The 12,921-nt window shown below is 69.8% G+C and carries 10 protein-coding genes; 6 read left to right on the top strand and 4 right to left on the bottom strand.

The genetic code is table 11. The annotated features are described in order from the left end of the window. The coding region (locus tag C8261_RS16880; protein WP_146161705.1) for a type VI secretion system Vgr family protein at positions 1-1,543 on the bottom strand (1,543 nt) is incomplete at its 3' end. A 232-nt stretch (positions 1,544-1,775) separates the two neighbouring features. Here C8261_RS16880 and argS point away from each other — a divergent pair. The 4 genes from argS (at position 1,776) to C8261_RS16860 (ending at position 5,335) form a co-directional block, all read left to right on the top strand. Continuing rightward, entirely contained in the window at positions 1,776-3,539 is a 1,764-nt protein-coding gene (gene argS / locus C8261_RS16875; protein WP_107494901.1) for an arginine--tRNA ligase, read from the top strand. 16 nt (positions 3,540-3,555) lie between these two features. Beyond that, the gene (locus C8261_RS16870) at positions 3,556-4,131 is read left to right on the top strand and encodes an SPOR domain-containing protein (protein WP_107494900.1); all 576 of its coding nucleotides are present in this window, start codon (positions 3,556-3,558) and stop codon (positions 4,129-4,131) included. A gap of 84 nt (positions 4,132-4,215) precedes the next feature. Continuing rightward, positions 4,216-4,860, top strand: a complete 645-nt coding sequence (locus C8261_RS16865) for a thiol:disulfide interchange protein DsbA/DsbL (protein ID WP_107494899.1) — start codon at positions 4,216-4,218, stop codon at positions 4,858-4,860. A gap of 70 nt (positions 4,861-4,930) precedes the next feature. After that, positions 4,931-5,335, top strand: a complete 405-nt coding sequence (locus tag C8261_RS16860) for a PilZ domain-containing protein (RefSeq protein ID WP_235864962.1) — start codon at positions 4,931-4,933, stop codon at positions 5,333-5,335. Positions 5,336-5,456: 121 nt separating this feature from the next. Here the strand turns inward: C8261_RS16860 and C8261_RS16855 are convergent, their stop codons facing one another. Both C8261_RS16855 and C8261_RS16850 read right to left on the bottom strand, forming a co-directional pair. Then, a complete protein-coding gene (locus C8261_RS16855; RefSeq protein ID WP_107494897.1) occupies positions 5,457-8,087 on the bottom strand; it encodes a TRAP transporter permease in 2,631 nt (876 codons plus the stop codon). Positions 8,088-8,273: 186 nt separating this feature from the next. Then, positions 8,274-9,245, bottom strand: a complete 972-nt coding sequence (locus C8261_RS16850) for a TAXI family TRAP transporter solute-binding subunit (RefSeq protein WP_107494896.1) — start codon at positions 9,243-9,245, stop codon at positions 8,274-8,276. 272 nt (positions 9,246-9,517) lie between these two features. Here C8261_RS16850 and C8261_RS16845 point away from each other — a divergent pair, with 272 nt between their 5' ends. Beyond that, entirely contained in the window at positions 9,518-10,447 is a 930-nt protein-coding gene (locus C8261_RS16845) for a hypothetical protein (RefSeq protein ID WP_107494895.1), read from the top strand. Between the two features lie 6 nt (positions 10,448-10,453). On the opposite strand, the gene C8261_RS16840 is transcribed toward C8261_RS16845, so the two are convergent. Further along, complete coding sequence (locus tag C8261_RS16840) at positions 10,454-11,752, bottom strand: D-amino acid dehydrogenase (protein WP_107494894.1); 1,299 nt, start codon at positions 11,750-11,752, stop codon at positions 10,454-10,456. Between the two features lie 104 nt (positions 11,753-11,856). Here C8261_RS16840 and C8261_RS16835 point away from each other — a divergent pair, with 104 nt between their 5' ends. Next, positions 11,857-12,792 carry a LysR family transcriptional regulator gene (locus tag C8261_RS16835; RefSeq protein WP_107494893.1) on the top strand — a complete coding sequence of 312 codons (936 nt, stop codon included), beginning with the start codon at positions 11,857-11,859 and terminating at the stop codon, positions 12,790-12,792. Positions 12,793-12,921 lie beyond the last annotated feature (129 nt).

Genomic DNA, 12,921 nt, shown 5'->3' with positions numbered 1-12,921 from the left:
CGCCGCCGGCCGTGGCGCCCCGGCCCGCCCGGTGGCGGGGGGCGCGGCGGGCGCCGCGGCCGTTGTAGGCGGCGCCGACGACCACGGGGCGGTCGGGGTTGCCGTGCAGGAAGGTGACCAGCACTTCCTGGCCGGGGCGGGGGATGAAGTGTGCGCCCCAGTTGGCGCCGGCCGCCGCTGAGAGGACGCGCACCCAGGTGCCGAGGGCGTCGCTGGCGGGGGCGTTGTCTGCACCGCTGGGATGGGGCAGGCGGCTGGCGGCGCGGCTGCCGCGCTGCCAGTGGAACTGGATGCGGATGCGGTGATCGCGGTCGGTGTGGGTGGGGGCGCCGTCCTCGCCGACGACGATGGCGCTGTGTTCGCCGACGATGTGCGGGCGCAGATCGACGGGCTGGCCGTCGGCGTCGATGAGCAGGGGGCGCCAGGGGATGTGGGCGCGCACAGCATCGAGGCGGCAGCGGTAGTAGGCGTCGGCGCCGCTGTGGGGGAGGTTGTTGCGGGCGCGGTGACGCACGGCGGTGATGAGGAAGCGGCGCTGCGCGGCGGGGTCGGTGTCGTGCTCGGGGTGGTCGTCGAGGGTGAACACGGTGGCGGGGGCGGCGCTGCGCACGGTGCCGTGGCCGCGGAAGGTCTTGAGGCGGACGTCGAGTGCTTCGCGCCGGCGGCTGCTGAGGCGTTCGCCGTCGGCCTGGGTGTGCCAGGCGTAGGGGCCGGGGTCGAGGGTGTCGTCCAGGCGCGGGGCGGCGGGGCCGTTGTCGATGGCGCTGGGCTGCATCTGCTGGCGCATGTGTACGCTGCGGTAGTCCCAGCTGGCCATGGCGGTGGCGCTGCTGCCCAGGCGGCGGGCGCCGGCCCAGCGGTCGAGGGCGTCTGCGGCGAGGGTGGCGCCGGACTGGGTGTAGCGGATGTGGGGCTGGGCGTTGTCGGCGAAGGCGCCGTTGTGGTCGGCGATGACCAGCAGGGCGCCGTCGGCACGGTGCTCGAACCAGTAGAAGAGGCCCTCTTCGGCGAGCAGGCGGCGCAGGAAGTCGAGGTCGGTCTCGTGGTACTGGATGGTCAGCGAGCGTTGCGGGTAGGCGCTGCGCTCGGCAACGTCCCAGCGCCAGGCGGGGGCGAGGGTGCCGCGGCCCTGCCAGTCGGCGAACAGTTCGTCGACGATGTCGAACACGCTCATGTCCTGGAAGACGTAGGCGTCGCTGCGCTGGCCGAGCAGGGCGAGCCAGGGTTCGATGCGCAGGCGGTAGTGGCCGAAGCCGCCGTCGGCGCCGCTGCGCTCGAAGGCGGTGATGTGGCCGTGGAAGGGGCGCGGGCCGCTGGCGGTGGCCAGATCCAGGCGTACCGGCTGGCCGAGCAGGGCCTGCGGGCGCAGGCGGGCGTCGGCGGAGATGGCGCGCAGGTGGATGCGCAGGCCGGCGTGCTCCAGCAGCGGGCCGAGGGCTTCGTCGATCTGCACCTCGGTGGCCAGCAGCACGTCGGCGCCCAGCGGGGTGTGCAGGGTGAGCAGGCGGGCGTGCTGCGACCAGTTGGCCGGGGTGGCGGACATGGCGGCACCTCTGGAAGGACGTTGGGATTATGTGGGTCGGGATTTATACCATAATGCTAGCTGTTCGTCATTGGTTGGTGGCGCCTTCCAGGCTTGCGCGCGCCTGCCGGGGTGTTTTGTCGCGCCTTCGCCGTGCCAAGGGGCGTGGGTAAACGTCCCGGCTTACGAGGCTTTACCGGGGAGGGCGGGGCGATCCGATATAATCGCAGGCTTTTCCGTACCTGCGAGTGCCATGAGCGCCGATCCGAAAGCCCTTCTTGCCGACCTGTTGCGCAGCGCGCTGAAAAGCGTGGCGCCCGAGCAGGTCGATGTCGCCATCCTGCTGGAACGCCCGAAGCAGGCCAGCCATGGCGATTTCGCCACCAACCTGGCCCTGCAACTGGCCAAGCCGCTGCGCCGCAATCCGCGCGAGCTGGCGGCACTGCTGCTCGCCGAACTGCCCGCTTCGCCGCTGCTGGCGAAGGCCGAGGTGGCCGGTGCCGGCTTCATCAACTTCACCCTCGCGGCGGCGGCCAAGACCGCGGTGGTGCTTGAGGTGCTGGCGCGTGGCGCCGACTATGGGCGCGGTGCGAGCAAGGGTGTGAAGGTGCAGGTGGAGTTCGTCTCCGCCAATCCCACCGGCCCGTTGCACGTCGGTCACGGCCGCGGTGCGGCTTATGGGGCCTCGCTGGCGGATGTGCTGGCCTTTGCCGGCTTTGATGTCACCCGCGAGTACTACGTCAACGACGCCGGCCGCCAGATGGACATCCTGGCGCTGTCGACCTGGCTGCGCTATCTCACCTTCTTCGGTATCGAGGTCGCCTTCCCGCCCAATGCCTACCAGGGCGACTATGTGATCGACATGGCGCGCGAGCTGCGCAATGCTCACCAGGACCGCTTTGCCAGGGTGACGCTGGCGCAGGTGCTCGACGGCACGCCGGGTCTGCCGCCGGCCGAACGCAAGGACGACGAGGCCAAACAGCAGCGCGAGGAACACCTCGATGCGCTGATCGCCAACGCCAAGCGCCTGCTCGGCGAGGACTACCCGTGGGTGCACGGCTTTGCCCTCAACGAGCAGCTGAGCGACGGGCGCGAGGATCTCGCCGAGTTCGGCGTGCGCTTTGACAAGTGGTTTTCCGAGCAGAGCCTGTTCGACACCGGCCTGGTCGAGCGTGCGGTGAGCCAGCTTGAGAAGGCCGGCCACATCTACCTGCAGGATGGCGCGAAGTGGTTCCGCTCCACCGACTTCGGCGACGAGAAGGACCGCGTGGTGCAGCGCGAGAACGGCCTGTATACCTATTTCGCCTCCGACATCGCCTACCACCTCAACAAGTACGAGCGCGGCTTCGACCGCATCATTGACATCTGGGGCGCCGACCACCATGGCTACATTCCGCGCGTGAAGGGCGCCATCGCCGCGCTCGGCCTGCCGCCGGAGAAGCTGGAGGTGGCGCTGGTGCAGTTTGCGGTGCTGTACCGCAACGGCCAGAAGACCTCGATGTCCACCCGTTCGGGGGAGTTCGTCACCCTGCGCGAGCTGCGCCGCGAGGTCGGCAACGATGCCTGCCGCTTCTTCTACGTGCTGCGCAAGAGCGACCAGCACCTCGACTTCGATCTCGACCTGGCGAAGAGCCAGAGCAACGAGAACCCGGTGTACTACGTGCAGTATGCCCACGCCCGCGTGTGCTCGGTGCTGACACAATGGGGCGGTGAGGCAGGCGAGCTGGCCGCGGCCGCTCTCGACCGGCTGGAGAACGAACGCGAGCTGGCCTTGTGCGCACGCCTGGCGGCCTACCCGGAGCTGGTGCAGAACGCTGCGGCCGATTATGCCCCGCACCAGATCGCTTTCTACCTGAAGGATCTGGCCGCGGATTTCCACAGCTGGTACAACGCCGAGCGCATGCTGGTCGAGGACGAGGCACTGAAGCTCGCCCGTCTCGCGCTCGCCGCCGCGGTGCGCGAGGTGCTTGCCGCCGGTCTGGCCCTGCTGGGCGTGTCTGCGCCCGAATCGATGTAGTCTTGCGGAGAACAACGTGAGCCGTGACCCGAAAGCCCGCCCCAAGGCGGCCCGACAGCCTGCCCGCCGCAGTGGCGGGGGCATCGTCATCGGCATCTTCATCGGCCTGGTGCTGGGTGCGGTGATTGCCGCCGGTGCGGCGTGGTACTTCACCCGCGCCAACCCCTTCCAGGCCGCCCCGACCACGCCCCGCCTGCCCAGTGGCGACCAGCCTCCGGTGGCCCTGCCGGGCAAGCCCGGCGACCGCCCGGTGGTGCAGCAGGATTTCCAGTTCTACCAGATCCTGCCGCAGGGTGAGGCCGCGCCGGCGACACCCGCCACGCCGCAGCCGGCACCGCCGCCGCAACCCGTCGCCGAGCGCCTCTACCTGCAGGTGGGGGCTTTCGAGAATCCCGCCGAGGCCGACAACCTCAAGGCCCGCCTGGCGCTGAGCGGTATCGAAGCCAGCGCCCTGCGCGGCCAGGCGGCCGATGGGCGCATCGTGCACCGCGTGCGCATCGGCCCCTTTGCCACCCCGGAGGCGATGGCGCCGACGCGCGCGCGGCTGGCCGAAGCGGGCTTTTCGGCTACCGTGGTCCGCGGCTCGCCGTGATCGCCAGGGCCGGAGGGCGCGCGGGTTGAACGTCTGCGCGCCACCGGCGTCTTATCTGCCGTAACCGCTACGGAGACCTCCTTCATGCATCGTCGTACCGCCCTCAAGCAACTTGCTGCCCTGGCCGCCCTCGCCACCCCGGCCTCCGGCGCCGTGTTCGCGCAGGCCGCGAACACCTATGTCACCCTCGATCCTGCGCAACCCACCGACGATCCGGCGCGCATCGAGGTGATCAAGTTCTTCCACTACGGCTGCCCGCACTGCTCCGACCTCGCTCCCTTTGCCCATCGCTGGGCGGCCGAGCAGCCTGCGGATGTGCATTTCCGCCAGATTCCGGCGGTGTGGAACAACCCCCAGCTGAGCGGTCTGGCGCGGCTGTATTTCGCCGCCGAAACCACCGGTGACATCGACAAGCTGCACACTGCCATCTTCACCGCCGTGCAGCAGGAGCGCCGTCCGCTGCACAGCGAGGGCGCGGTGCGCGAGTGGATCAAGGGCAAGGTGGCCGACGAGAAGCGCCTCATGGACGCCTACAAGTCCTTCGGGGTCAACTCGATGATCCAGCGCGGCGACCAGCTTGCCCGCGCGATGCGCGTCAACAGCGTGCCCACCCTGGTGGTCGATGGCCGCTTCCTGACCTCCAGCTCGATGGCCGGCGGCCACCCCGAAGCGATGCGACTGGTCGGTCAGCTCGTCGACCGCATCCGCCGCGAACGCGCCGCCGCCTGATGGCGCCGGCGGGCCCGCGCCATGCCCGATGGTTTATGATGCGGCCTCTGACCTTTGGAGGATGAGCCGCATGGCGGAAGAATCTGTCGAACGGCGCGGGCGGCAGCGCTTTCTGGCCACACGTTGGGGCCAGGTGTGTTTCTGGGTGCTGATCGAGGGCGAGAAGCTCGAACTCAACGACCTGTCGCTGGAAGGCTTCGCTTTCCCCGCCTCTTCACCGCCGCCCACCGGGCAGGCGGTCTCCTTCGTGCTGCAGCGCGCCGGCGTGCCGGACGAGATCCGCGGCCAGGCGCAGGTGGTCAATTACCTCCACGACGTCTCCGGCGGTCAGGCCGGCTGCCGCTTCGTCAGCTTCGAGGGTGACGGCGCCGAGCGCCTGCACGACTGGCTGGTCGCCCACGTCATCGCCAATGCCACGGTGCGCATCACCGAAAAGGATGCGCGTGCCATCGTCGCTGGCGGCTCACTGATCTGAGCGGCGGACCACCCGCGCGCCGGCGCTGTCTGCGGCGCGCGTGCTGAAGTGCTGGGCCGCATCAATTCGGGCCGCTCCCCGTGCCGGGGGGCGGCCCGAATGCCTTCTGCCTGCCGTCTGTTCAGGCTGTGCCGCCGTAGCGCGGGCGGCGCCATTGCAGCGCGATCACCAGGGCCAGCAGGGCCAGGGTGGGGATGAAGATCCATTCCTTGGCCGGGCGTTCGACCGGCAGCTCCACCGTCTGGATGACGAAGCCCTGTTCGATGCCCAGGCGTTGAGCCTGCGACTTGAACTGCACGGCGGCGACCTGCAGGTCTTCGCCGAAGGCCATCACCATCAGGCCGGAATGGGCCAGCCGGGCGCGGGCGTTGAGCGGCTCGCCCTCGGCGTTGGTGGTCGGCCCCAGGGGCAGCAGCACGCCCTTGGAGATGTCGCGGCCGTCGGCGTTGGTGCCTTCGATCCAGATGCGCAGGCCGCTGTTGGGCGGAGCCTGCTCGGCCAGCTGCAGCAGCTGGCCGCCTTCGAGCTCTTCGAAGGGCGGGTGGATCATGTCCATCCAGAAACCGGGGCGGAACAGGCTGAAGGTGATCAGCAGCAGCAGCACCGTCTCGTGGATGCGGTTGCGGGCGAAGAACCAGCCCTGGGTGGCGGCGGCGAAGGTCATGCTGGCGACGATGGCGCTGACCACGGTAAGGGCGAGCTGCCACCAGCTGTCGATGCCGATCATCAGCAACTGGGTGTTGAAGATGAACATGAAGGGCAGGATGGCGGTACGCGCGCTGTAGCCGAAGGCGGTGAGGCCGGTGCGGATGGGGTCGCTGTTGGCGATGCCCGCGGCGGCGTAGGAGGCCAGCCCCACCGGGGGCGTCACGTCGGCCATCAGGCCGAAGTAGAAGACGAACATATGTACCGCGATGAGGGGCACCAGCAGGCCGTTCTGCGCCCCCAGCTCGACGATCACCGGGGCCATCAGGCTGGCGACGACGATGTAGTTGGCGGTGGTCGGCAGGCCCATGCCGAGGATCAGGCAGATCACTGCCACCATCACCAGCATCACCATGATGTTGCCGCCGGAGATGATCTCCACCAGCTCGGTCATCACCAGGCCTACACCGGTGAGGGTGACGGTGCCGACGATGATCCCCGCGGCTGCGGTGGCGATGCCGATGGCGATCATGTTACGCGCGCCGGTGGCGAGCCCGGAGAAGAGGTCGTGGAAACCGTGGGCGGTGGCTTCGCGGTAGTTGCCGGTCTTGCGGAACCAGGCGAACAGCGGGCGCTGGGTGACGAGGATGAAGATCAGGAACATCGTCGCCCAGAACGCCGACAGGCCGGGGGATAGCTGTTCGACGACGAGGTTCCAGATCAGCGCGGCCACCGGCAGCAGGAAGTGCAGCCCGGCCATCAGCGTGGGCTTGACCTCGGGGAGGTACTCCATGCCGTCCTTGGGGTCCTCCATGTGCAGCTCGGGGTAGCGCGCGCAGAGGGCGATGAGGCCGATGTAGGCGGCGAACATCAGCAGGCTGACGACGATGAAGGAGGCGTCGCCGGCAACGTCCTTGATCCAGCCGAAACCGTAGTAGATCACTCCGGCGAGCAGGACGAGGCCGGAGAGCGTCATCGTGGTGCTGATTGCCGTGCGCTGCCAGGGCGAGGGATTGCGCCGCGGGATGCCCTGCAGGTTGGATTTCATCGCCTCCAGATGGACGATGTAGAACAGCGCGATGTAGGAGATCAGCGCCGGCAGCAGGGCGTGCTTGAGCACCTGGGTGTAGGGAATGCCGACGAACTCGACCATCAGGAAGGCTGCCGCGCCCATCACCGGCGGCATCAGCTGGCCGTTGACGCTGGAGGCCACTTCCACCGCCGCGGCCTTGTCGGGGCGGTAGCCGACGCGCTTGATGAGCGGGATGGTGAAGGTGCCGGTGGTGACCACGTTGGCGATCGACGAGCCGGAGATCAGCCCGGTGGAGGCCGAGGCCACCACCGCCGCCTTGGCGGGGCCGCCGCGCAGGTGGCCGAGCAGGGCAATGGCCGACTTGATGAAGTAGTTGCCGGCACCGGCGGTTTCGAGCAGCGCGCCGAAAAGCACGAAGAGGAAGATGAAGCCCGCCGAAACCCCCAGCGCGACGCCGAACACGCCCTCGGTGCTCAGCCACAGGTGGTTCATGCCCTTGTTCAGCGAGGCTCCGCGGTGGGCGATGATGTCGGGCATGTAGGGCCCGAAGAAGATGTAGATCAGGAACACCGCGGCGAGGATCACCATCGGCAGGCCGAGCGCGCGGCGAGCGGCCTCCAGCAGCAGCACCATGCCGCACACCGCGGCCACCAGGTCGAGGGTGGTGGGCAGCCCCGGGCGGGTGGCGACCTCGGCGTAGAAGAGGAACAGGTAGCCGGCACAGAAGGCCCCGGCCAATGCCAGCAGCCAGTCCTGAACGGGGATGTAGTCGCGCGGCGAGGACTTCAGCGCCGGGTAGGCGGCAAAGGCGAGGAAGACCGCGAAGGCGAGGTGGATGGCGCGCGATTCGGTGTCGTTGAGGATGAAGATGCCCAGCGAGAAGGGCAGCGGCGAAGCGATCCAGAGCTGGAACAGCGACCAGCAGATGGCCACCGCGAAAAGCAGCTTGGCGGCCGCGCCGACGGGTTTGCGGCCGCCGGTATCGGCTTCGGCGACGATCTGTTCGAGCTCGGCATCACTCAGCTCGTGATGCGCCGTGGCGGTGTTGCTGGTGGTGGTTTCTGAGCGGCTCATGGTCCGCACCTCCCGGGGTGAGGCAGGTTGGCCCGGGGCTGCGGCTGGCTTGTGGCGTGCGCGCCCGGTGGCACAGGATGGAACGGAGTCCGGCGGCGGTCGGGACGTCCTGCGGGTGGGGACGGATGCCGGCGGAACGCTGAAACGACGGCGGGGCGGTCTTTCGACCGCCCCGCCGCGGGCTGCTTACATCCAGCCCTTTTCCTTGTAGTACTTCACGGCGCCGTCATGGAGCGGCGCGGACAGGCCATTGCGGATCATGTCCTGCGGTTCGAGGTTGGCGAATGCCGGGTGCAGGCGCTTGAACTCGTCAAAGTTCTCGAACACCGCCTTGACCATGGTGTACACGACGTTCTCCGGTACCTTGGTGGAGGTCACGAAGGTGGCGGCCACACCGTAGGTGGTGGTCGGTTCCGGGTTGTTGGCGTAGAGCCCGCCGGGGATGGTGGCGACGGCGTAGTAGGGGCGCTCGGCGACCAGCTTGTCGATGGCCGGGCCGGTCAGCGAGACCAGCTTGGCGCCGCAGGTGGTGGTCGGGTCCTGGATGTTGGCCGAGGGGTGGCCGACACCGTAGAAGAAGCCGTCGATCTTGTTGTCGCACAGCGCGGCGCCGTGCTCGTCGGCCTTCAGCTCGGAAGCCAGCGAGAAATCACGCAGCGTCCAGCCCAGGGCGCTGAGCAGCTCTTCCATCGATGCGCGGGTGCCGGAGCCGGGGTTGCCGACGTTGAAGCGCTTGCCCTTGAGATCGTCGAAGCTGCGGATGTTGGCTTCCTTGCGGGTCAGCACGGTGAACGGCTCGGGGTGCAGGGAGAACACCGCGCGCAGGTCCTTGTTGGCGCCCTGGTTCTGGAAGCTGCTGCTGCCGTTGTAGGCGTGGTACTGCCAGTCGGACTGGGCGACGCCGAAGTCTAGTTCGCCGGCGCGGATGGTGTTGAGGTTGTAGACCGAACCGCCGGTGCTCTCCACCGAGCAGCGGATGCCGTGCTGGGCGCGGTCCTTGTTGATCAGGCGGCAGATCGCGCCGCCGGCAGCGTAGTACACGCCGGTGACACCGCCGGTGCCGATGGTGACGAATTGCTGCTGAGCCTGGGCCGGGGCGGCGCCGAGGGTGCCGACGACGGCAAACGCTGCGGCCAGAGCGGTCAGTTTCTTCTTCATGCCATACCTCCTGATGAGTCATCACTTGAATGGACGATTCCGCGGCCGGCAGACCGGCCATGCCGGGGCCTGAACCCCGGCCACGACGGGCGCGTGGCGGTTGCCGCGGAAAAGCTGAAGCAGCTTCGCACGTTTCGTCCCCGCCTGTCAGCTAGGGATAGCCCGAAGTTATCGATGCGCGCGGCCGATGGCAAGGGTTCTGCAGTGCGGAACAGCGTTCCGGCAGATGTCCGGTGTTATGCTGAAGGCATTGACGCAAAGCGGAGGAAGTCATGAAACGCATGCTCGCGGCGCTGCTCCTTGCCGCTGCCGGGGCCGCCCAGGGGGCGGGTACCTGGGCGGCGTTCTTCGCCACCAGCGGGGCTGCGCTGGAGGTCGACTACGTGCGCCTGGAGGGCGTCCTGCCGGCCGCGCAGCGCGCCAGCCAGCGCGACACTCTGCTGCTCCTGCACGAGGTCTGCGCCCAGGGGCGGGAGGGCCGCGGGCCGGTGCGCGCGCTCAGCGCTGCGGAGTTGCCCGAACACCCCTACCGCGAGGAGGTGGAGATCTACTACGCCGGCGAGCGTTCGCTGGTGGTGCGTGACATGGTGCGCTACGCCATCGACCAGGGGCCGCCCAACCGCCGCGCCGCGGAGGCGCATGCCTACCGCGGCGATTGCGGCCTGCGGCGCGAGCACGTCCGCGAGCTGATCTACATGCACGGCGAGGCCAGCTGCAAGGTCGGCCAGCGCGGCAGCGACGCCCGCGCCACGCCGGCGTGCCGGCATCTGGGTCTGGTCGGTGGCGGGCGCGGCGCCGCGGCCGACCGCACGCGTCCGGAAGGGGCGGGGTTCTCGCCGGCGTCGCCGCCGCCGGGCGTCGATCCGGCGCTGTGGGCGAGCCTTGCCGGCGGTGCACTGGGGCAGGCGCAGGCCATGCTCGGCGCCAGCGGTGAGCACCGCAGCGTGCGCGGGCAGCGCTGCGAGGTGTATGGGCGTCCGCAGGTGGTGGAAGTCTGCCTGCAGAGCGGTGCCAGGCGCGCCGGTTTCTCCGCCCTCAACCCGGTGCAGCCCGGCCTGCTGCTGAGTGCGCGCAGCCCGGCGCTGGATCTCGATGCGGTCGAGGTTGCCGAAGGCGTGAAGGTGGCCGAGGCACTGTTCCGCGTGCCGGTGGATGCCGCCGGCAGGGTCGAGGTCGAGCGCCTGCCGCCTGCGCGGCGCTGACACCGCTCAGGCGCTGGCGGCCCGGCGCGGCAAGCGCGGGTGGGCGCTGGCGAGGCTGAAGTCGGCATCCGGCACCGCCGGCTGGCGCCCGTCGATGCGGTCGGCGAGGATCCCGGCGCTGCCGCAGGCAAGGGTGAAGCCGAGGGCGCCGTGGCCGACGTTGAGCCACAAGCCGGGTACCCCCGAGGCGCCGATGATGGGGCGGCCGGTGGGCGTGGCGGGGCGCAGGCCGGCCCATGGCTGGACGTCGTCGAGGTCGACGCCCTTGCCGAAGGCGGCGCGGGTCTCGCGCACCAGGGTGGCGATGCGGCTGCCGGCAATGCCTTCGTCGTGACCGACGATGTCGGCCATGCCGGCCACCCGCAGGCGCCCGCCGAGGCGGGCGTAGACGATCTTGCGCTGGAAGTCGGTGACGCTGAGCTCGGGGACCGCCGCCGCTGCGCGGATGGCCGCGCTGATGCTGTAGCCCTTGAGCGGATAGACCGGCAGGTCGAGGCCGCAGCCGGCGGCCAGAGCCGCCGCGCCGACACCGTTGGCAAGCACGCAGGCGTCGGCACGCAGCTCGCCGCCGTCCGCGCCGCCCAGGCGGACCCCTGAGACCCGCTTGCCGTCGTGCAGCAGGCCGTCCACCGCGCGCCCGAGCAGAAGGCTGACGGGGTTGTCGCCGCGCTGCAGGGCGGCGGCGAGGGCGAGGCAGAGCTTGTGGCAGTCGCCGGCCTCCTCGCTGCGCGTGAGGATGCCGCCAACGATGTCGCCGCGCAGCGCTTCCAGGGCGGGCTCGCGGGCCACGCAGGCAGCGCCGTCGAGGGCTTCCTGTTCGCTTGCCAGTGCAGGCTGGCTGGCCAGCAGCGCGCGCGCCGAGGCAAAGCTGCGCGGGTCGCGGTAAACCACCAGCTTGCCGTTGCGGCGGTAGTCGAACTCCATCCCCGGCTGGGCGGCCAGATCATGCACCAGACGCTGGCTGTAGAGCGCCAGCGGCAGCAGCGCGGCAACCGAGCGCAGCTTGTCGTCGCCGTTGCAGGCGCGCAGGAAATCGACGATCCAGCGCCATTGCGCGGGGTCGAAGCGCGGCACGAAGCGCACCGGGGCGTCGCGGCCGAGCATCCAGGCGGGAATCTTGAGGAGGATGTCGGGATCGGCAAGCGGCGCGATGTAACGGTAGCTCAGCTGGCCGCCGTTGCCGCGGCTGGTGCCGCTGCCGGCCTCGGCGGCGCGGTCCACCACGGTGACGCGGTGGCCGGCGGCACGCAGGGCGCGCGCGGTGGCGAGGCCGACGATGCCGGCGCCGATGACGAGGATGTCCATGAGAGGTCCAGTTGCAGGGGGTGTGCCCAGACTATAGCCATTGCACACAGAGTGATCGTGTCGGATCATGCGGTAAGTTATGTTCAAAAGACATGGAGTGCGCCATGCGACTGCGTCACATCGAGGTCTTTCGCGCCGTCATGCTGACCGGCTCGGCGAGCGCCGCAGCGCGCCTGCTGAGCGTCTCGCAGCCGGTGGTGTCGCGCGTGCTGCAGCACGCCGAGCTGGGCCTCGGCTTTGCGCTCTTCGAGCGCGCCCGCGGGCGGCTGCTGCCGACCGCGGAGGCGCGCGCGCTGTTTGCTCAGGTGCAGCGCGCCTGGGGCGAGATCGAGCGTGTGGAAGCGCTCGCCGCCAATCTGCGCCGCGGCGCCAGCGGCCTGCTGCGGGTGGCGGCAACGCCGTCGCTGGCCACCAGTCTGCTGCCCGATGCCCTGGCCGCCATGCGCGATGCCCATCCGCAGGTCGAGTGCGATCTGTGGGCGAGCCACACGCGCGAGATCGAGGCCCATCTGCTGTCCTGGGAGGTCGACGCCGGCTTCGCCATCGAGGCGCCGGAACACGTGGCGATCACCGTCAGCGCCCTGTGTGCGGGAGAGATGGTGCTCGCCGCGCCGCGGCCGTGGAGCAGCGGGGTGCTGCGCCCCGGGCGGCGGGCGTGGCTGGGCGGGCGCCCCTTCATCGCCCTTGCCGAAGCGACTCCGCTGGGCGAGCGTCTCGCCGCACGCCTGGCCGCGGCACAGTGGTCGCCCCGCCAGGTGCTGCGCGTGCAGACCTATGCGCTGGCCGGCACGCTGGTCGAACGCGGCCTCGGCTACGCCTTTCTCGACGGCTATACCGCTGCCGCGCTCGATCCGGCGCGGGTCGTGCTGATGCGCACGGCACCGGTACTGCCGTTCACCCTGAGCATGATGAGCGCGGCCGGCAGCGTACCCTCGGTGCTGGTCGGCCGCCTGCGCGACTGCCTGCTGCACGCCGCCCAGCGCAGCGCCGCAAGCCTGGCCGGGCGCCTCGACAGCCAGGCCCTGGAGTTTGATGCTTGAACCTAGCCCGCATTTCTCACGCCCTCACGTCGCGAGGGGGTCGAGGCGCCGCCGTGGTGCGCCGCACGGACCGATCGACGCCGAAGGCGTAGCTGACACTACGTCGAGGCGGCGTGAGGGAGTACGGCG

Origin of the sequence: Pseudothauera lacus, from assembly GCF_003034845.1 — a bacterium.
GTDB classification, from domain to species: domain Bacteria; phylum Pseudomonadota; class Gammaproteobacteria; order Burkholderiales; family Rhodocyclaceae; genus Pseudothauera; species Pseudothauera lacus.
The sequence above is the reverse complement of the archived record's forward strand: the minus strand, read 5'-3'. Positions and strand labels throughout refer to the sequence as shown.

What these genes read in the sequence shown, in the direction of transcription:
- argS (WP_107494901.1), top strand. Translation starts at nt 1,776, where the DNA reads ATGAGCGCCGATCCGAAAGCCCTTCTTGCCGACCTGTTGCGCAGCGCG.
- C8261_RS16845 (WP_107494895.1), top strand. Translation starts at nt 9,518, where the DNA reads ATGAAACGCATGCTCGCGGCGCTGCTCCTTGCCGCTGCCGGGGCCGCC.
- C8261_RS16840 (WP_107494894.1), bottom strand. Translation starts at nt 11,752, where the DNA reads ATGGACATCCTCGTCATCGGCGCCGGCATCGTCGGCCTCGCCACCGCG.
- C8261_RS16835 (WP_107494893.1), top strand. Translation starts at nt 11,857, where the DNA reads ATGCGACTGCGTCACATCGAGGTCTTTCGCGCCGTCATGCTGACCGGC.
- C8261_RS16865 (WP_107494899.1), top strand. Translation starts at nt 4,216, where the DNA reads ATGCATCGTCGTACCGCCCTCAAGCAACTTGCTGCCCTGGCCGCCCTC.
- C8261_RS16860 (WP_235864962.1), top strand. Translation starts at nt 4,931, where the DNA reads ATGGCGGAAGAATCTGTCGAACGGCGCGGGCGGCAGCGCTTTCTGGCC.
- C8261_RS16850 (WP_107494896.1), bottom strand. Translation starts at nt 9,245, where the DNA reads ATGAAGAAGAAACTGACCGCTCTGGCCGCAGCGTTTGCCGTCGTCGGC.
- C8261_RS16855 (WP_107494897.1), bottom strand. Translation starts at nt 8,087, where the DNA reads ATGAGCCGCTCAGAAACCACCACCAGCAACACCGCCACGGCGCATCAC.